This is a genomic window from Pseudomonas sp. NPDC089530, from assembly GCF_050280705.1.
In the GTDB taxonomy this organism is placed as follows: Bacteria; Pseudomonadota; Gammaproteobacteria; order Pseudomonadales; family Pseudomonadaceae; genus Aquipseudomonas.
The window spans coordinates 147,117-165,869 of sequence record NZ_JBNNVU010000001.1 but is presented as its reverse complement, the minus strand read 5'-3'; the positions used below and the strand labels follow the sequence as shown (position 1 = coordinate 165,869).

Annotated in this window: 16 protein-coding genes and 1 pseudogene; 3 read left to right on the top strand and 14 right to left on the bottom strand. The window is 60.9% G+C overall.

The window, feature by feature from the left end; all coding sequences use genetic code 11:
- Window positions 1–76: 76 nt before the first annotated feature.
- The 13 genes from ACQKQA_RS00795 to ACQKQA_RS00735 form a co-directional block, all read right to left on the bottom strand.
- Window positions 77–1,303, bottom strand: a complete 1,227-nt coding sequence (locus tag ACQKQA_RS00795; protein ID WP_427552431.1) for an MFS transporter — start codon at window positions 1,301–1,303, stop codon at window positions 77–79.
- A 216-nt stretch (window positions 1,304–1,519) separates the two neighbouring features.
- Complete coding sequence (locus ACQKQA_RS00790; RefSeq protein WP_427552430.1) at window positions 1,520–2,440, bottom strand: LysR family transcriptional regulator; 921 nt, start codon at window positions 2,438–2,440, stop codon at window positions 1,520–1,522.
- Between the two features lie 21 nt (window positions 2,441–2,461).
- Window positions 2,462–3,214 carry a maleate cis-trans isomerase family protein gene (locus ACQKQA_RS00785; RefSeq protein WP_427552429.1) on the bottom strand — a complete coding sequence of 251 codons (753 nt, stop codon included), beginning with the start codon at window positions 3,212–3,214 and terminating at the stop codon, window positions 2,462–2,464.
- Between the two features lie 24 nt (window positions 3,215–3,238).
- Entirely contained in the window at window positions 3,239–4,558 is a 1,320-nt protein-coding gene (locus ACQKQA_RS00780) for an MFS transporter (RefSeq protein ID WP_427552428.1), read from the bottom strand.
- A 322-nt stretch (window positions 4,559–4,880) separates the two neighbouring features.
- Window positions 4,881–7,127: a lipase family protein gene (locus ACQKQA_RS00775; protein ID WP_427552427.1), complete on the bottom strand. Its 2,247-nt coding sequence runs from the start codon at window positions 7,125–7,127 to the stop codon at window positions 4,881–4,883.
- Complete coding sequence (locus ACQKQA_RS00770) at window positions 7,124–7,903, bottom strand: hypothetical protein (protein ID WP_427552426.1); 780 nt, start codon at window positions 7,901–7,903, stop codon at window positions 7,124–7,126. The genes ACQKQA_RS00775 and ACQKQA_RS00770 overlap by 4 nt, the downstream gene beginning before the upstream one ends.
- A complete protein-coding gene (locus tag ACQKQA_RS00765; RefSeq protein WP_427552425.1) occupies window positions 7,900–8,061 on the bottom strand; it encodes a hypothetical protein in 162 nt (53 codons plus the stop codon). Before ACQKQA_RS00765 ends, ACQKQA_RS00770 begins: the two co-directional genes overlap by 4 nt.
- The gene (locus ACQKQA_RS00760) at window positions 8,058–8,852 is read right to left on the bottom strand and encodes a hypothetical protein (RefSeq protein ID WP_427552424.1); all 795 of its coding nucleotides are present in this window, start codon (window positions 8,850–8,852) and stop codon (window positions 8,058–8,060) included. The genes ACQKQA_RS00765 and ACQKQA_RS00760 overlap by 4 nt, the downstream gene beginning before the upstream one ends.
- Window positions 8,849–9,010 carry a hypothetical protein gene (locus tag ACQKQA_RS00755; protein ID WP_427552423.1) on the bottom strand — a complete coding sequence of 54 codons (162 nt, stop codon included), beginning with the start codon at window positions 9,008–9,010 and terminating at the stop codon, window positions 8,849–8,851. The genes ACQKQA_RS00760 and ACQKQA_RS00755 overlap by 4 nt, the downstream gene beginning before the upstream one ends.
- Window positions 9,007–9,801: a hypothetical protein gene (locus ACQKQA_RS00750; protein WP_427552422.1), complete on the bottom strand. Its 795-nt coding sequence runs from the start codon at window positions 9,799–9,801 to the stop codon at window positions 9,007–9,009. Before ACQKQA_RS00750 ends, ACQKQA_RS00755 begins: the two co-directional genes overlap by 4 nt.
- Complete coding sequence (locus tag ACQKQA_RS00745; protein ID WP_427552421.1) at window positions 9,798–10,646, bottom strand: DUF4123 domain-containing protein; 849 nt, start codon at window positions 10,644–10,646, stop codon at window positions 9,798–9,800. Before ACQKQA_RS00745 ends, ACQKQA_RS00750 begins: the two co-directional genes overlap by 4 nt.
- Window positions 10,643–12,718, bottom strand: a complete 2,076-nt coding sequence (locus tag ACQKQA_RS00740; protein ID WP_427552551.1) for a type VI secretion system tip protein VgrG — start codon at window positions 12,716–12,718, stop codon at window positions 10,643–10,645. The genes ACQKQA_RS00745 and ACQKQA_RS00740 overlap by 4 nt, the downstream gene beginning before the upstream one ends.
- A gap of 227 nt (window positions 12,719–12,945) precedes the next feature.
- Entirely contained in the window at window positions 12,946–15,072 is a 2,127-nt protein-coding gene (locus tag ACQKQA_RS00735) for a TonB-dependent receptor family protein (protein ID WP_427552420.1), read from the bottom strand.
- Window positions 15,073–15,369: 297 nt separating this feature from the next.
- Here ACQKQA_RS00735 and ACQKQA_RS00730 point away from each other — a divergent pair, with 297 nt between their 5' ends.
- Entirely contained in the window at window positions 15,370–17,112 is a 1,743-nt protein-coding gene (locus ACQKQA_RS00730) for a SulP family inorganic anion transporter (protein WP_427552419.1), read from the top strand.
- A 65-nt stretch (window positions 17,113–17,177) separates the two neighbouring features.
- Window positions 17,178–17,570 (top strand): GFA family protein, encoded by a 393-nt coding sequence (locus ACQKQA_RS00725; RefSeq protein ID WP_427552418.1) that lies wholly within the window; start codon window positions 17,178–17,180, stop codon window positions 17,568–17,570.
- Between the two features lie 12 nt (window positions 17,571–17,582).
- Here ACQKQA_RS00725 and ACQKQA_RS00720 read toward each other — a convergent pair.
- A pseudogene (locus tag ACQKQA_RS00720) lies at window positions 17,583–18,068 on the bottom strand (sterol desaturase family protein); the annotation flags it as partial.
- A 245-nt stretch (window positions 18,069–18,313) separates the two neighbouring features.
- Here ACQKQA_RS00720 and ACQKQA_RS00715 point away from each other — a divergent pair.
- Window positions 18,314–18,712: a hypothetical protein gene (locus tag ACQKQA_RS00715; protein WP_427552417.1), complete on the top strand. Its 399-nt coding sequence runs from the start codon at window positions 18,314–18,316 to the stop codon at window positions 18,710–18,712.
- Window positions 18,713–18,753 lie beyond the last annotated feature (41 nt).

Here is an 18,753-nt window from a genome sequence, read left to right as displayed (position 1 = left end):
CACGATGTGTCGGTGCGGTGCCCGTGAATAGCGACGGTCGAAGCCGGACCGTCGCTATTCGAGCCGCCGCAGCCCGTCAGCCGGGTTGGGCCGCCAGGCTGTTACTGACGTTACGCCCCAGCACCAGCACCGTGACAAAACCGCAACCCACCAGGGCCGTGGCCAGGCTCAGCAGCACCGAGCTGCCCAACTGGTCGACGATCCGCCCGCCGAAGAACGAGCCCAACGCAATGATCACCTGGAACAAGGCGACGAACAGGGGCATGCCGCGTTCGACATCCTTGGGCGCCACGACAAACATCCAGATGCTGGCGCAGGCCGGGAAGGCGCCGAAGGCGAAGCCCCAGAGCGCGATCAGCATCGCCGCACCGGTCATGCCGGTGGCGAAGTAGGGGAACAGGGCGGTGCTGGTGCCGATCATCAGGGCGACCAGCAACAGGGTGTGACGCACGCTTCGGTTGGCGGCGAAGCCGGCGAAGATATTCCCCACGACCCCGGCCACGCCATACAGCAGCAGGAACGAGCCGATAGTCGGGCCATCGAAGCCGGCACTCTGTTTGAAGAAGGGGGCGACATAGGTGTATGCGGCAAAGTGGGCCAGGCCGATCAACAACACGGCGATCAGTCCGACCCGAGCCAGCGGGTTGATGAACAGGGCCGGCAGGTCATTGATGCGAATGGCCTTGTCCGGGTTGAGCCGCGGCAGCAGGAAGACTTGCGCCAGCAGCACCGGTATGCCCAACAGCGCGGTGGCCAGGAAGGTCATGCGCCAGCCCATCAGGCCGCTCAGCCAGGTGCCGACGGGCACGCCCAGCACGGTGGCCAGGGTCACGCCGACCATGATGATCGAGGTGGCCTGGGCCACGCCCACTCCCTTGGGGGCCAGGCGGCCGCTGAGGGCAATGGCGGTAGCCCAGAAACCGCCGATGCTGATGCCCAGCAATACGCGGCCGAACAGCAGCAGGTTGAAGTCGCTGGCGTAGGCCACGACCGAGTTGGCGATGATCATGATCAGCGTCAGGCCGATCAGCAGGTAGCGACGGTCCAGAGCGCCAATGCCCACGGACAGCAAGGGGGCGGCGAGGGCGGCCATGATGCCGGGCAGGGTGACCATCAGGCCGGCGTGGCCTGCGGTGATGCCGAGATCGCTGGCGACATCGTTGAGTACGCCCACTGGGAGAAACTCACTGGTCACCAGGGCGAAGGCACCCACGGCGACCGAGAGAATCGCCAGCCATTGTTGTTTGACGCTCTGTTGACTATGTTCGAGGAGGCCGCGAGGGGCCTGGCTTGCGCTTGGCATGGTGCTGGGTTCCAAGAGGGATGTCGTCTGAGGCAGACGGGGGAGCGGGGAGAAATTCGAGGCGATTATAGGAGTCGGTTTTGACGACCCAACAGGCGGGCCTCTCGATATTAATCATCAATGTGATCGATGAAACGCTCTGGGGAGGGTACCGGCTGTTGTTCGACTTCGGCCCATCTGGCAACCTTCCGGTGGTGAGGTATAGGGCGATTTCGCTTACTCGCTGTCGAGTAAGTGCTCCAGGAACAGTCCAGCTGCGACCGACAACGCCTCTCTCGACCTCACGCACACGCTGAGTTCACGGGAGGCCCATGGCTCATCCAACCTGATCGCCTTTGCACCGTCCATTTTGTAAATCGCCGCGCTCCCCTCGGGCATGATGCCAATGCCGAGACCGGCCTGAACCATCAGGGACAGTGCGTCGTAGCTGGAAACTTCCATGCGGATTTTCAGTGAGCGCCCCAGGTCGTTGGCTGCCTTGATCAACTGAAAATTGAGGTGGGTGCCGCTGCGCAGGGCAATGTATCCATGGTCCAGGGTTTCGCTGAACGTCACGGATAGGCGTTCAGCTAGCGGATCGCCGCTGGGGACGAGCAATACCAGCCGGTCCGAGTGGAACGGGAAGACTTCGATGTCGGCGCCGTGTGGCAGACGGGTGAAGATACCAATGTCGGCGCGGTTTTCGGCCACGGCTTTGGTGATGGCCAAGCTTTGTTTTTCTTCGAGGCTGACGTTGATCAACGGGTACAGCTCCATGAACGACTTGATCAGGCCAGGCAGGAATTGAGTGATGGCGGAAATGTTGGCCAGCACATGGACGGAGCCGCGACGGCCGTGAGAGAAGTCGCGCATTTGTACAACAATTTCATTGAGGTTGTTCAGCGCGCTGCGGGCCATGAACAGTAACGACAAACCAGCGTCTGTCGCAGTGATGCCCTTGTTAGTGCGGTTGAGCAATTTCGAGTCGAGCAGTTCTTCCAGTTCGCTGAGGCGCTTGCTGACTGCCGCCGCAGCGATGTGTTCGCGTTTGGCGGCAGCAGCAATGGTTCCTTCTTCGACGACACTGACGAAGAGTCGTAACGAGACCGGGTCGAGTTTCATGGGTAGTACCGAATGAAAAGCCTGGATGGCCGCCATCGTACCTCCTTCAACATCGACTCAGAACGCTCCGGACAGCAGATGCCCGGCGTTTGGCACCTGGGCCTTGAGACCGAGGGATTTCAGCATCTGGTAAACGGTGGCAACCGACGCTGATAGCACGGGTTTGTCGAGGCGCTCCTGCACTAACTGAATCGCTGGCAGCGATGGCATCTGCACGCAGCACGACAACACCACGCCATCGGCCTGGCCGATGTTCAGCCTGTCGGCGTGGGCTACCAGGTTCATCGGGTCCAGGCGACCGACCTCAAGGTTATCGGACACTTCCAGGCTGATGGAGTCGACCACCTCGATTCCGGCGGCCTCGATGTAATCGATGACCTGTTGGGTCAGCGGTTTCATGTACGGCGTAATGATCGAGATTTTCTTGTAGTCGAGCATGTTCAAGCTATCGATCAGCGCACCGGCGGAGCTGAGAACCGGCGCCGTCGACTGGTTGGAAGCAACGGTTTTGCCCAGACGCTCTTGCGAAACTTGGTGATAGCCGGCGCCTTGGCACATGATCGCCACCAGGCACGCATAGGCCATGATATCCACCCGCGCATCACTCAGTTCCAACGCGCAACGGTCACTGTCGATGTCCATTCTTTTCAGCTCTTCTGGGCTGACATGCATCATGCGCATGCGCGCCGAGTGAAAAGTGAACCGCTCCTCGGGAAACAGCTCGTAGCGTGAGGTCAGCATGGCCGGGATTTCGGTTTCCATAGTCGTGTTGGAACTGGGGACGATTTGACCGATGCGAAAATGTTCCATGGATGTTCCTCTGAAGAGTGCAGATCAGTTGCCGCTGGTAAGTTGAACACCTTTGGTTTCCTGCAATGTGAACACCATAACGGCGGCGATTGCATAAGAGACCGAGGCAAGGGAAATGGTGGCAGTGAAGCCTACGAGCGGGATCAGGACCGGGACCAGTTTGATGCCCGCGATGGCACCGACCCGCCCGAAGTTGAAGCAAAAACCCGAGGCAGTGGAACGGATGCTGGTCGGGAACAACTCCGAATACCAGGCGCCGAAGCCGCTGAAATAGCCGGTGAAGAACCCCAACAACGCTGCCAGCGACCCCAGGGTGATGACGTTCTGGGTGGTGAATAGCAGCTTGCCATCCGTCAATGGCATCAGGGTTGCCGAGTAGGCAAACACCGGCACCATGATCGCCATGCCGCCAAAAAACACCGCGAACGAAAGGCGACGACCGATGTTTTCGGCCAAGTAGCCGTAGGCCAGGTAACCGAGGGTGGCGCCGATGCCGATCCAGATGACGAACACCGGGGCCTGATCGATGCGCACGTTTAGAATGTTCTGCAGATAAGCCGGCATGAACGTGCTGATAATCCAGTAGCCGTACATGCCCAGAACTGAAATGCTCAGCCCCAGCAGGGTGATTTTCAGGTACTGCGGACGGAAGATATCTATCAGCCGGCCCTTGTCGGTGTTACGGCGCATGAACTCGCGGTTGGCCAGCCATACCGGCGACTCCTTCACAAACAGCCAGATGAACACCAGGGTGAAATAGGTCGGAATCGAGGCATAAATGAACAGCGTCCGCCAGGACTCAGGGTTGGTGCTGTCGAGGAAGCTCCAGGCGAAAATCGCCGCCAGCAGACTACCTCCCGACCAACCGGTCTGCATCACCGCAAAGGCCTTGGCACGTCCGGCCGGCGGCCAGATCTCCGATACCAGCGCGGCAGCGGCGGACCACAACCCTCCAACCGCGATGCCGACGCAAAAGCGGAGCAGATTGAGTTGCCACAGGCTGTCGGCGAAGGCACAGAGCAGGGTGCCGGTGCCGTAGACAAACACCGAGAGCAACATGGTTTTCTTGCGGCCGATATTGTCGGCAATATTGCCGAGGAAGAAACCACCGATCCCGGTGGCGAGCAGAAACCAGGCTACCGTGGAGACTACGTCACCCAGGCCGACGGCGAAGGTCTTGGCAACCGCCAGGAGGACAAAGCCGAAGACGGTGGCATCCAGAGCATCAAACAGCCAGGCGGCCCAGGAGCCTCCCAATGTCACGTAGCGCTGGTTGGCGGTCAGTTGGCCGACTCCGTCGACGACAGGAGCATGCGCCGTGGAACTGGCGGCTAGGGTTTTCATGGTTCAACCTCGCGGGCTTGCGTTTTTATTCTTGGAATCCGTGTGCCGAAAGATGATCGGCACCCGAGTGGTCATGTGCGACCGATGTTAGGAGAGGCAAAAGCAGTTCGTATATCAGCCATTCACGAGCCTGCCATCGCGGCTGACGATGGCAGTGAGGGAGGAGAGGGGGAGGGGCGGTTGATTGCTGTGCTCGGTGCAGATTGCATGAGACCGTCAGCCTATTACGATCGGCCAGGGAAACTCCGAACAAGTCAGCACGGGCCGCCTGACTTGTTTGGAGTTTCCTTAGCTGTTCGGTTGAGGTCTTTGTAGCTGTGCTCTATCCAATCGCATCAATGTCCAGATTGAAGGCGGCACCCGGGACGTGACCTCCGACTAATGCGGCAATCCCTCGATCATTACTGTCGGCATCCGGCGGTGCCATCGCGAGTTGTTCATGCGTGCGGTTGAAGGCGTGCGCTAACCAGCGGTCCAGGCTCATCGCCAATACGTCGGGCCGATCTGCAACCAGTCCGTATACCTTCGCCTCGCTGACCCGTTCGCCGCTCAGTTCTTTCAGGCGTTCAGCGGTCTGTTGCAACCGGGCGATTTCAGCGCGCAATGGTCCTGCTAGCTGTTGCTCTCCGACAGAACCGTATGCCGCTGCCTCCTTTTCCTTCAGCTGCGCCTTGAAATCCAGTAGCGCTTCCTGGACCCGGTCATACTCAGTCGCAGTCACCAGGGTGCGTCCCTCCTTCAATGCCTCTTGCGCACGGCGCAAGGAAGCCCAGCAATGAGGGATGTAGCTGACGACCATCTTGTGATGGGCGTGATTCACCATTTGTCGCAGCAGTCCACCTCGGTCAGGCAAGCCATTCTTTGCATCCAGTGCCTTGGCGCAGACCGCAGCACCACCACGCTCGGTAATCGACTCACATCCAGGCGTCCAGAGGATCGCGGACTTGTGATCATCGGCAAATGACACAGGCATGAAATGGCGCAGTTTGCCGTGGTGCGTGTAAGGTTCGCCGACGATGTTGACGGGGCTGAGGAGCAAGACCGCTCCGCCGATCGCAGGGTTGGCGAGCATAAGCAGGGCGCCCGCCCCCGACATACGCCAGGACGTGTTCATCCAGGCCGCCGGGACACTGGGCACTGGATCGTTCTGGTTGACCATGCGGTGGTGCACCAAAGCCTTGGCGTTTTCCACAAAGGTCTTGTCGCCTACGCGGGGGCTGCCGTAGGTATAGAGCACGATGTCGTAGGTAAAGCCGTCTCTGCCACGCAGCATCTCAGCGACCAGCAACGCAACTGCGCCACCTAGACTGTGGCCGGTGATCACCAGCTTCTGTCCACTGTAGAACTTATCCAGGTAGGTTGTAAAAAACTTGAAGGCTACCTTGGCCGAATCATAAAAGCCGTTGTGTACCTTGCCGCTCGTTTGCTCGAACTGCATCTGCGCGGCATCCAAATCGCGCAGCACATCGGGTCCCCCGGCCGTGCCCCGTACCGCCAGTAAAACCAGCTCATCGTTGTGGGTGATGAACGCCTGAGAGTCGGTGCCATCGCTTTTTTCCGCATCGTCAAGGTAGTGCAGCCTGGCGGGATGCTCCTGGTCTTCGCCCAAATCGGGACTGTTCACCTCCGGGTACAGTTCAGGGTCGAATGGTACGACCTCCAGGCGTTTGGAATACGCGACGTCCGCATACAAAGGGTAATAGGCCTTCCCGCCTGCCTGAGCCGCGTCCACCTGCCAAAGCTCATCAGACTTGACCAAGGCATCGCCAAACCAATTGCCAACGCTGGGTTGAGTCGGAAAGCTCACGCTGCTGCTTTTCACGGGTTGCGAATTGGGGGCCTGGCCAAACGGGCTGTAGCTCAGGGTCGCCATCAGTGCTAATTGGTACAGGTTGAGTGAGCAGAATTCTTCACCCGTAGACAGGAGCGGACTTAGGGCCCGCAGAGGGCGTACCTCCAGCACATGGTGTTTGTTCGGCATTAGCGCAATCCCCTGCACCTTGGGAGGCGTGGGGACAAAGCCCAATTCCGCCATAGCCGCCGCTTCTGAGGGCCGGCGCATCAGCGAGTGCACATAGTGCTGGGGCGGGAAATTGCGGGGTGCCAGGGGCGGTAGGTGGGCACGATGCCCGACCAATTCGCTCACCTCGACCTGGCAGAAAAAGTCGGCCTGGTCTTGCGCGGGGTTGGACTGGGTACGGGCGCCGCTTGGGTCCAGAAAACGGGTCTTCTCGGCGCGCACTTGCAACTCGGTAATAGGTAGCGGGTAGTACTTTCTATCCACTAGTCTTTCGTACCAAGAATCCCCTCCCGTATATGGTTCATCAAAAATTAACACCACCGGGCCGCAGTAGTGCCGATTGACCTTTCCAGCCCCTGTTTCGTCCAGAACACCCAGGTAGATGGCGCCCTCGTAATCGGTGGCCTCATACGCCAGACCAGCATAGGGCTTGCCGTCTCCCCGTTCGTCCACCAGTTGAAAACTGGTCGAATGTGTCTGCATCGGACAAGCATGCATGCGTGTATCGAAGAAAGGCTTTTCCCATTCCTCCATCGGTTTAAGGCTCATGGGGTCACTTCCTTGTTTTCAGTGCAGCCTGGATAGATGGTGCAGATGCGCCCATCAGGCATTCTGAAGTCAGTAAATGTAGGTGGTGATTGGCAGCGAATGGTTTCTTTCGTTTCTATACAAGGTTTCCAACCACTGGATAACTTGAGCCAGGAGCGCCCATAGTAGGGTTGTTCGTCATCGGCCAGCTTGATCTTCAGCCTTACGGTTTTTCCGGGCAGTTGGTCCAGGCTATAGGCCACAAAAGGTTTAGCTTTAGGCTGCACACCCGACTCATCCATCCTTTTGCAGTCGAGGATTTTTACGATGCGGCGCAAACCACCTACCGTCCGGAACAGAAACTGGCATTGCCCGGCAAACTCACTTTGCCCGGCTGCGTTGAACGTACCCTTTCTCGCCTCTGGTAGCTCTTCGCGTATCGCGATCATGGCTGAGTCTCGTCCAAAATCTCCCCTGTCCTTGCCGTACCAGCCATAGACATAAAAATCGACGCTATGCAGTACCAAGGGGCAACCGCTTACCGTACGACGCAGCAATATCTCCGAATCGGGCTTGTACTTTTCTCGGTCCGAGTTGTAGCCAATTTTGGTATTCCTTCCACCAGGCACTGTGCAGGTCTCACCTTTGGCCGGGACATAGGCAGCCGTGGCTTCGTAGGTAAATTCAGGTGGTAGGTCTGCGGTAAGGGTAAAGCTGTTGGACTTTTCCAAGGCAGTGCAGCCCTGTGTCAACGCCAGGCAACTGACAAGAATCAGGCTTTGAAAGGTTCGGTTCATACGGTGGCATCTCCTTGCCAAAAGAATGCACCTTTAGGCTTGCCGTCTCCCTGTTCGTCCACCAGTTGAAAGCTGGTCGAATGTGTCCGCATCGGACAAGCATGCATGCGCGTATCGAAAAAAGGCTTTTCCCATTCCTCCATCGGCTTAAGGCTCATGGAGTCACTTCCTTGTTTTCAGTGCAGCCGGGGTAGATGGTGCAGTAGTCACGACCATCCGGCATTCTGAAGGTGCTGAAGTCCTTGTAGTTGCCGTAACAAAAGGCATATTGGTCTTCGAACCCTTTGCCCATACAGCGCTTCCAGCCGCCGGGTACCTTGATCCAGGTATCCTTCATGTAGGGTCTTTCCTCGTCGGCCTGCTTGATCTTCAACGTCACAGTCTTGCCAGGCAGTTGATCCAGGGTGTAAGCCACAAAAGGTTTAGCTTTGGGCTGCACACCCGACTCATCCATCCTTTTGCAGTCGAGGATTTTTACGATGCGGCGTAAGCCACCTGACGTCCGGAACAGAAACTGACATTGGCCGGCAAACTCACTTAGCCCGGCTGCGTTGAACGTGCCTTTTCTCGCCTCTGGTAGCTCTTCGCGTACCGCGATCATGGCCGAGTCACGTCCAAAATCTCCCCTGTCCTTGCCGTACCAGCCATAGACATAAAAATCGACGCGATGCAGGACCAGCGGGCATCCGCTGACCGTGCGGCGCAATAGAATTTCTGAGTCCTGCTTGTAGTCTTCTCGGTCCGAGTTGTAGCCAATTTGGGTATTCCTTCCACCAGGCACTGTGCAGGCTTCACCTTTGGCTGGGACATAGACAGCCGTGGCTTCGTAGGTGAATTCAGGTGGCAAGTCGGCCGTAAGGGTGAAGCTGTTGGACCTGCCCAGGGCGGTGCAGCCCTGTGTCAGCGCCAGGCAACTGACAAGGATCAGGCTTCGGATGGTTCGGTTCATACGGTGGCATCTCCTTGCCAAAAGAATGCACCTTTAGGCTTGCCGTCTCCCCGTTCGTCCACCAGTTGAAAACTGGTCGAGTGAGTCCGCAGTGGACAAGCATGCATGCGCGTATCGAAGAAAGGCTTTTCCCATTCCTCCATCGGTTTAAGGCTCACTGAGTCACCTCCTTATCTTCAGTGCAGCCGGGGTAGATGGTGCAGTTACGCCCATCAGGCATTCTGAAGGTGCTGAAGTCCTTGTAGTTGCCGTAACAAAATGCATATTGGTCTGCGAAGTTGTCACCCATGCAGCGCTTCCACCCACCAGGAACCTTGACCCAAGTGTCCTTCATATAGGGGCGCTCTTCGTCGGCCAGCTTGAGCTTCATCTTCACGGTTTTACCCGGCAGCTCGTCGAGGGTATAGGCCGCGAAAGGTCGGGTCTTCAGCAGCTCGCCGGATGCATCCAACTTCTTGCAGTCGAGAATCTTGGCGATGTAACGATTGGGGCCAATCGTGCGGAACAACCACTGGCACTGACCGGAAAACTCACTTTCCCCGGCTGCGTCGAACGTGCCTTTATGCACATCCGAGAGTTCTTCGCGCACTGCGACCTGGGCCCACTCACGCCCAAAATCGCCTCGATCCTTGCCATAGGTCGCGTTGGTCTGTAACTCGACGTGATCGACCACCAACTCGCAGCCCTTGCGGGTTCGGCGAATTTCGATTTGCGCCTCCGGCTTGTATTCGGTGCGCCACTCCCGGTTGAACTGCGGCACCCGATTGTCCGCCCTCGGCACGGTGCAGGTTTGCCCTTTGGCGGGCACGTAGTACACCGAAGCGACATAGGCGAAGTCCGGTGGCAAGTCGGCCGTGAGGGTAAAGCTGTTGGACTTGCCCAGGGCGGTGCAGCCCTGTGTCAACGCAATGCAACTGACAAGGATCAGGCTTTGAAGGGGGCGGTTCATACGGTGGCGTCTCCTTGCCAAAACTGCACTTCCTGAAACACACGCTGAAAATGCGTCATGGGTGTTTCGTTGGCCTGGGGTAACCAGGACCTGGGTAGGGCATCGCCTGGTGCTTGTAAACGTTGAACGAGCAGGAGCCGGACTTGTTCAGGCGCCTGCCAGCCCCATGTGCGGGCCAACTCTAGCTGAGCCTGTAGCCAAGTGTCCGCATCCTGTTGCCGGGCAAGCTCGGCCAGCCGCTCCATCTGCTCAACCATCAGGTAGCGCCGGGCGTTGTCGATCTGTATGCCTGCCACCGTATCCGGGGCCGAGGGGACAGCGAGCCACGCCGGTTCAGATGGCACGGGGCACTCGCCAGGGGTGGGGTTGTCAGCATTGGCCCATTGCCCGGCCTGCCAATAGCAGACGCTGGCCATGGGGCCGAGGTATTCGGCGCGTTGCTCAGGACGAAGGTGTGCCAGGGCACGGCCCAGCACACGATTGTCGTGAAAACGATAGAGCGCCTGGTTCGGGCGCTCCCCCGTCACCAGGCGGGCGCGCCAATGCCGAGCCAGTTGTTCGAGATCGCTGCTTGCGCTACTGGCCAGCCAGCCCCAATGACGCTCCGGCGTTTTGAGCAGTGCCTGAATGGCCGGATGATCAAGCGTATCGAGCCGAAACAGGTACGGACCTGCCGCTGCCAGCGAGCTGGCGGGCGTACCTATATACAGATTGCTGTACTGGTTGCTCTCGCGTTCGTTGAGCAACGCATTGCGTTCGTCGAGCTGGCCATCAGAGTCCAGTACCAGGTACAGGTATCGGCCCAGCTCACCTTGTATCTGCAACCATTGTTCGGGCGTGCTCATGCCACCTCCCTCACACTGCATTGACCGTCGCGGCAGGCTTCGCAGAGTGGGCAGAAGTCCGCAGCACGTTGCTTGGCGGCAGCCACGAGAGCCAGCGGATTGGCGACGATGGTCTGCGGTTCCTCAGCCAGTGCCTGTAGGGCCTGTTGCGGTGCAATGCCTGACACGGGGGCTCCGCCCTGAACGATCGGCACGCTGCTGAAAATTCCCGCGGAGTTGATGACGATATGCTGTCCACCGGCCTTGAACGTGAGGCTTGCGCTCGCATCAACCACCACATTAGTGGCCGTGACGCGAGCCTGTGACCCGGCCTGCACGACCCACGTTCCGTCTACGGTGATGCTGCCGGCGCCCGTGATGGAGAGCAGTTCATTGCCGCCGATCTGCGTGTTGCGCGTGCCTTGGGTGGTGTGCAGTTCGTCGCCCTTGATCAGGCTGGAACTGTTCATGTTCACTTGTTCAAATCGGTCATTTTCAACCAGGCTGTGACTGTCGCGGCTGATCTGCTCGCGCCGGTCGTTGCCGATGTTGGTGTGGCTGTCGTTGAGGATCAGTTGCTCGATATCGCGCTGCGCACGCAGGAAGATTTTTTCCTGCCCGGCCCGGTCTTCGATCGAGAGTTCGTTGTAGCCACCGCTGTCTGGCGTGCTGCGGCTGCGCAGTACGGTTTTGCTTTTGTTCGCCGGCAGCGCGTAGGGCACAGGTGTGGTCTTGTTTGGCACGACACCGGTAATCAATGGGTGGTCCGGGTTGCCTTCGAAGAAGCTCACCACCACTTCCATGCCGACCCGCGGGATGGTCACTGCGCCAAAATTCTCTCCCGCCCAACTGGAGGCGACTCGTAGCCAGCAACTGCTCTTGTCGCTGCCCAGCTCCAGTCGGTCCCAATGAAACTCGACCTTCACCCGGCCAAACTCATCGCAGAAGATCTCTTCTCCGGCCGGGCCGGTGACCCTGGCGGTCTGGTTGGTCAGCAGCGGCCGGGGCGTCAACAGTGGCGGACGGAAAAACACGTCCCACGGGATCGCGGTGAAGCTGTTGCGATAGCCCTGGGTGAAGCCATCCCCTGGTTCGGCGCTGCTGGTGACGGACTCTTCGAGTGCCTGAGGTTGCCTACCAGAATGCGTGATGCTCAACAGTAACCACAGGTCATTGCAGGCCTTGCGCGGGTGTTCGGTCAGGTTGAAGAAGTGTCCGCTGCGCAGCGTGGGTTGATCGCTTGTGCCCTCGGCCAACTGATAATCGACGCGGTGACGCTCCAGGGCCTGCCTGGCCAACACTCTGCCACGCTCCAGCGTGGTGATCGGTGCGGGGTAGCGGTAGTCCTCAAGCTGTGGGGTGAATTCTGCGGTGAACTGACTTTCCAGCAATAGACTCGGGCGTTTCAGATCGTAGTTGCGACGCATCACGGTGCTGGTACGGGTGCTGAAACGCTGCGAAAAACGACTGACCACCGGATGGTCAGCCACCGTGCCGGTGTCCTGTTGATACGGGGTATCGCCCAGCATGGGGAAACAGGTCTGGTCATCGGTGAACACCAGGCGGTGACCTTTGGCCGAGTGCTGGTGGTGCCAGGCAATGCCGTCTTCGGCGCACAGCCGCTGGATGAAATCGAAATCGCTTTCCCCGTATTGGGTGCAGTATTCGCGCTCCGGGCTGCTGCTGACGTTGAAGGTGTAGACGTCAGCCTGGATACCGTGGCCGGTGAGCACATGGGCGATAATCTGCGGTACCGTCAGGTGCTGGAAGATCCGCTGGTTGAAGCTGAACTGCAGGTAGTGCAGCACCGGCACCAGGGTCAGGTGATAGCGCGTGAGGCGCTTGCCGGCCTCGCCCACGAACACGTCTTCGATATGTCCATGAATACCTTCGCCATTGAGGCCGAATTGGAGGAACGCCGGCTGACTGAGCAGGCTCTCCAGGTCGAAATCGGGATTCTCACTGACCAGCTCGACCCGGAGGGCATAGAGGGTACTGAGGGCTTCGGTACCGTCGAACGCCAACACCTTGAAGTCGTTGCGAACGGAGGGGATCGATAGCGCGAAGTGCGCAGTATTGGCTGGCGCAAACATGTAGCTATTCCTTAAGCGGGGCAATCCTGTCACACAGGGCCCTTGAGAGCCCTGATGGATTTAGACCGTCAGGAAGCTAGCAACTCCCACATCTACTGTATGTGGGAACAATCTGAAAATTGATAAAGAACTAAGGTGGTGATCTTGGGGGCTTTATGTGTGGGGCCAAGCTGTATGTAAGAGGTCTACCTGCAGTTCAACTGACGTAGTCGGCATCGTCCAGGTCCTCACTGCAAACTCCACGACACCCCCACATACATCGCCATCCCTTCCCCCGGCGTAGACCGCGCCGCATCCAGCCCCTTGTCGTCATACCCCGGCGTCACCGTCGCGGCGTAGCGCTGGTCGGTCAGGTTGCGCAGGTCGAGCCAGGTCTGCCAGTCGCCCTTGGGCGCGTTGTAGCCCAGGGTGGCGCCGAACAGGGCGTAGGGATCGGCGTAGTAGCTGTTGGCGTAGTCCACCGCGACCTTGGACACCAGTTGCGTGTTGAGGGCGGCGAAGAAGCCCTGGGGCCAGTCGTAGCGCAGTTCGCCCTGGTAGTAGTGCATCGGCAGACCGGGCAGGCGGTTGTCGCCGAAGCGGTCGTCGTCGCGGTAGTGGAAGTCGCTGAAGGTGTAGCTCTGGCGCAGGCTCAGCCGGCCGCCGTCGGGTCGGGACCAGAGGTCGCTGTGCAGGCTGGCTTCCACGCCCTGGTGCACGGTGGGGCTGGCGTTGAGTTCGTAGGGCGTGGTGGCGCTGGCGTCCGGCAGGACCGAGAGCAGTTCGTGGCGGACCTGGGCGTAGTACCAGGCCAGGCTCCAATGGCCCAGGCGGCTGTCGCCGCGGCCGCCGAGTTCCAGGGTGGTGGCGGTCTGGTTTTGCAGTTCGACCGGGTCGCGCTGGGTGCCGGTGGCGGCGCCGCTGCCGGCCGGGAAGCGAAGGTTGGAGCTGTAGATCAGTGACCAGGGATGCGGTGCCTCGACCGAGCGGCTGAGGTTGCCGAACAGTTGCAGGTCGGGGTTCACCTGGTAGCGCAGGCCCAGGCGCGGGGCGTAGTCCCAGTCACCGAGGCTGGTCTTGCCGCCGCCTTCGGGGTAGGTCACGGCGCTTTCGCGACGGGTGTAGAGGGCGGCCAGGCCCGTGGTCAGCCACAGGTCGTCGGCGATCTCCAGGTCGTTGCCCACATGCAGCACGCTGTCCGAGCCCTGGTAGGTGAAGTTGCGCATGTGGGTACCCGGTGCGTAGCCGGTGGTGTTGCCGCTGGGGATGCGCACCAATTCGCTGGCGCCGGCGTTGGGCAGGTGCTTGGTCACGCGCAGGCCCAGGGTGCTGCGGCTTTCCAGGCCCCAGAGGGTGTCGCGGCGCTTGTAGTCGAAGGTGCCGCTGACGTCGGTGTAGGCCACCTTCAGGCGGTTGGGACCTTCGCGCAGGTCCATGGGGTAGTCGTGGTAGACCAGGCCGGTCTGGATGCTCGAATCGTCGTCGAGGTACCAGGTGGTCTTGTTGCCGATAAAGGTGCTGCCCGGCTGGTCGCGTTGGTCGTCGCGCTTCACGTAGGCGGGGTTGGCCGCCCGCGGGTCGTGCTCAATGGAGTGCTTAGTCACTCGCCCGGCCAAATCGTTGTCGGTCTGGCGATGGCGCAGGTAGAAGCGGGTTTCCAGGTTCGGGTTGAAGCGATAGCCGAAGTTGGCGATGACACCCTGGCTGGTGCTGGCCGTGTGGTCCTGGTAGCCATCGGCGCGGGCGTCGGTCAGGGCCAGGTAGTAGTCGAAGTCCCCCAGCACCTGGCCGGAGCTGACCTGGCGCTGCTGGTAGCCGTGGCTGCCCGTGGCGTAGCGCACCTGCAGGCGCGGCGCGTCGTAGCCGGTGTGGCTGATGTAGTCGATGGCCCCGCCCAGGGCCAGGGCGCCGCGGTCGAAACCGTTGGCGCCGCGCAGCACTTCCACCCGCTCGAGCCACAGCGGCTCCAGCAACTCATAGGGCGTGCCGCCCGGGCCGGTCAGCGGCAGGCCGTCGAGCATCGTGTACAGCCCCGAGGCATGGGCGCCCGGGGCGCGGTTGATGCCCGAACCGCGGATCGAAATCTTCACCCCTTCGTTGCCCGCGGACTGGGCATAGACCCCCGGCTGATACGCCAGCACATCCTGGTTGCTGGCCACGCGGCCCTGCAGCGGGCGGCGCAGGTCGACCACATTGCTGCCGCCCGGCACCTGGGCCAGCCGCGCCTGGGCGTCCTCGAGCGAGGCGTCTTCGCCGCTCTGGTCCTCGGCGCCGATCAGCACTTGCCCCAGCTCCAGGCCCTGGGCCCCGGCGATGGCCGGACAGACAAGGGCCAGGCCCAGCAAGGCGGAGGGCAGGGGACGGGACGACGACATCGGGGGGAACTCCAGGCAGGGGGAAACGGGCAATGAGAACTGCGACGTAGGAAAGAACGAAGGAAACACATGGCGATTTGGATCTTTTGCCAGGGAACCGGGTAGGGCGGGACCGATGGTTGCTCCTTCACTCGGGGAAGGGCCTGCGGCGCTCTGTCACGGGCTCTACCGGACCAGGGGGCGCCCGATCTTCTGATATTTTGTTGCAAAGAAAACCGGCTCTGCTTATCTCAAATTCTGGGTACGAGCTTTCGGGCTTGGCATCTACCTCCCTCAACGCCCCTCGAAGGTACTTCCATGCTGCTCGATCGCTGGCTGCCAGGCCTGGCCACTCTCCTGCACTACCGTCGCGAATGGTTCAGGTACGACCTGCAGGCCGGGTTGTCGGTGGCGGCGGTGCAGATCCCGATCGCCATTGCCTACGCGCAGATCGTCGGGCTGCCGCCGCAGTACGGCTTGTATGCCTGCGTGTTGCCGATGATGGTCTATGCCCTGGTGGGCAGCTCGCGGCAGTTGATGGTCGGGCCGGACGCGGCCACCTGCGCCATGGTCGCCGGCGCGATCGCGCCCCTGGCCCTGGGCGATCCCGAGCGCCTGGCGCAGTTGGCCGTGATCGTCACGGTGCTGGTCGGCCTGCTGCTGATCGGCGCCGGCATTGCCCGGGCGGGGTTTGTCGCCAGTTTTTTCTCGCGACCGATCCTGATCGGCTATCTGAACGGCATCGGCCTGAGCCTGCTGGCCGGGCAGCTGGGCAAGGTGCTGGGCTACAAGATCGAGGGCGACGGTTTCATTCTCAGCCTGCTGAACATGCTGCAGCGGCTGGGCGAAACGCACCTGCCGACCCTGGCCATCGGGGTCTGTGCCCTGGGGCTGCTGATCTGGCTGCCGCGGCGCTTCGCCAAGCTGCCTGCCGCGCTGGTGACGGTGGCCATCGCCACCCTGGGCGTCGGTTTGCTGGGGCTGGATCGCTACGGGGTCTCCGTGCTGGGGGCGATCCCTTCGGGCATGCCGCGGTTGAGCTGGCCCGAGACCAACCTGGGCGAGCTGAAGAGCCTGCTGCGCGATGCGCTGGGAATCGCCACGGTGAGTTTCTGCAGTGCGATGCTGACCGCCCGCAGCTTCGCCGCCAGGAACGGTTACACGGTCAACGCCAACCATGAGTTCCTGGCCCTGGGCGTGTCCAATATCGCCGCCGGGGCCTCCAGCGGTTTCGCCATCAGCGGCGCCGACTCGCGCACCGCGGTCAACAACATGGTGGGCGGTAAGAGCCAGCTGGTGGGGATCATCGCCGCCCTGGTGATTGCCCTGATCCTGATGTTCTTCACCGCACCCATGGCCTGGATTCCCCAGGCGGCGCTGGGGGCGGTGCTGTTGATGGCCGGCTGGGGCCTGATCGACATCCACTCCATGCGGACCATCCGCAAGCTCAGCCGGTTCGAGTTCTGGCTGTGCGTGCTGACCACCCTGGGCGTGCTGGGCGTGGGGGTGCTGCCGGGCATCATCATCGCGGTGCTGCTGGCGATCCTGCGGCTGCTCAAGAGCATCTACCAGCCCACCGACGCGGTGCTGGGCTGGGTGCGCGGGATCGAAGGCCAGGTCGATACCCGCCAGTACCCGGAGGCGCGCACGCTGGCGGGGCTGGTGGTGTATCGCTTCGACGATGCGATCCTGTTTTTCAACGCCGACTACTTCAAGGCGCGCCTGCTGGAGGCAGTCGAGCGCGAGCCCGAGCCCCGGGCCGTGCTGTTCGTCGCCGAGGCGGTGACCACCATCGACGTCAGCGGCATCGTGGCCTTGAGGGAACTGCGCGACACCCTCCAGGCCCGCGGAATCGTGCTGGGCATCGCCCGGGCGCACGGCACGTTTCTGCGGATGCTGGTGCGCTCGGGCCTGGCGCGGGAGATGGAGCACGACCTGCTGTTTTCCTCGGTGCGCTCCGGCATCCGCTCTTACCGGGTCTGGCGCAATCAGTTGCAGCGCGATGCCGAGAAAGAACAACGCCGGGGCGGCGCGCAGCCGTCCGCCGCTTCCCAGGGCTGAACGCGGCCGGCGCTGGCGAGGTCACCCGCCAGGCCCATCACGAACGCTTGAAGAGGAGGTGCGGCATGGACCGATTCACCGGCGGCTGCCTGTGCGGCAAGGTGCGGATCGTGGCTTCGGGGCGCCCGTACCGGGTCGGCTTGTGTCACTGCCTCGATTGCCGCAAGCACCATGGCGCGCTGTTCCACGCCTCGGCGATATTCCCCCAGGAGGCGGTGACCATCGAAGGCGAAACCCGCGACTACGCCGGGCGGTTTTTCTGCCCGCGCTGCGGCTCGTCGGTGTTTGCCCACACCGCCGACGAAATCGAAGTGAACCTGGGCTCCCTGGATGCCCCCGACCAACTCAAGCCCACCTACGAAAGCTGGATCGTTCGTCGCGAGTCCTGGTTGCCGACGTTTCCACTCGCCAGGCGCTACGAGCGCGATCGTGATGCCACGAGTCGCTTCGAGAAATAGCTGACGCCCCGGCTATGAATAGGGCGTTTGCGGCGCCACTGCGCGCGGGCGTTTCGCCAGGAGCTTGCGGGCGGTCTCGACGAAAGGCGTGACGATCAGGCTGTAGACCGTCAGGTAACGCTGCTGGTCCTGCTCCCCGGTGCCGTAACGCAGTGGTTCGGGCGTCGAGCGGGTGACGTAGAGCGTGCCGAACATCCAGTCCCAGAGGGACAGGTTGGTGCCGAAGTTGCGGTTGAAGTGGCGGGGCGCGTCACTGTGATGGATCTGGTGCCGGGCCGGGCTGTTCAGCACATGTTCGAGCAGCGGGCCGAACGACAGCCAGACATGGCTGTGCCGCAGGTTGGCCGCCAGACTGTTGAAGATGAACACAAGGTAGGTCACGCCGAACAGGGTGTAGCGGCTGATCTCGTCGCCGCAGGCGTACCAGAAAGCACCGGCGTAGAGGCCCGGGCACAGGCTGATACTCAGTTTCTCGACGATCCTTTCCACGAAGTGCACCATCGGCTGGACTACGGACGCTTGGCAGGCAAGGGCTGTTTGCGGCCAGGAGCGGACACCTGGCTAACCAATCTCAAGAGGCGGAGCACTGAGGTCCTCGGCTATTTAAGCCGCGGCTCCCTAGAACTTTTCTCTATTTATCGGTCTATGTGGATAGGCTCATCTGCTCGGTAAGCGCGACCTCGCAGGCTTCCCGCAGCCAGATGGCCACACGTCCGATTGTCAATCAGAGGTTGTCTTCGCTCATGAAATTCCATGATCCACGGATGGTGCTCTTCGGCCTGTTCGCGTTCGCGGCATTGGGCTCGGCATCAGCAACACAAATGAAGACCTCAACCCCTGTTTTCGCAACTGAAGTCACAGCCGTTCAGGCCCCTGCCCAGGCCACCGGCAACCCTTGGCCGACCTTGGCCAGTATGGCCGGCAAACAGCCGGGGCCGTTGCTTGCCCATGATGACCGCTACTGGCATGACGGCCGCTGGCACGATCGTCGAGACGACTGGCGCCGAGAAGATTGGCGTAGAGAACAGTGGCGTAGAGAGCAAGCCCGCCGAGAAGCTGAACGCCATCGTGATTGGGAGCGCCACCACGATCGAGCCATGCGGCACCGCTACGAAGACAATCACCGCTACTATCGTCGCTGATGCGACGCCACGAGACTGATCCACCTACAACGAATCTGATG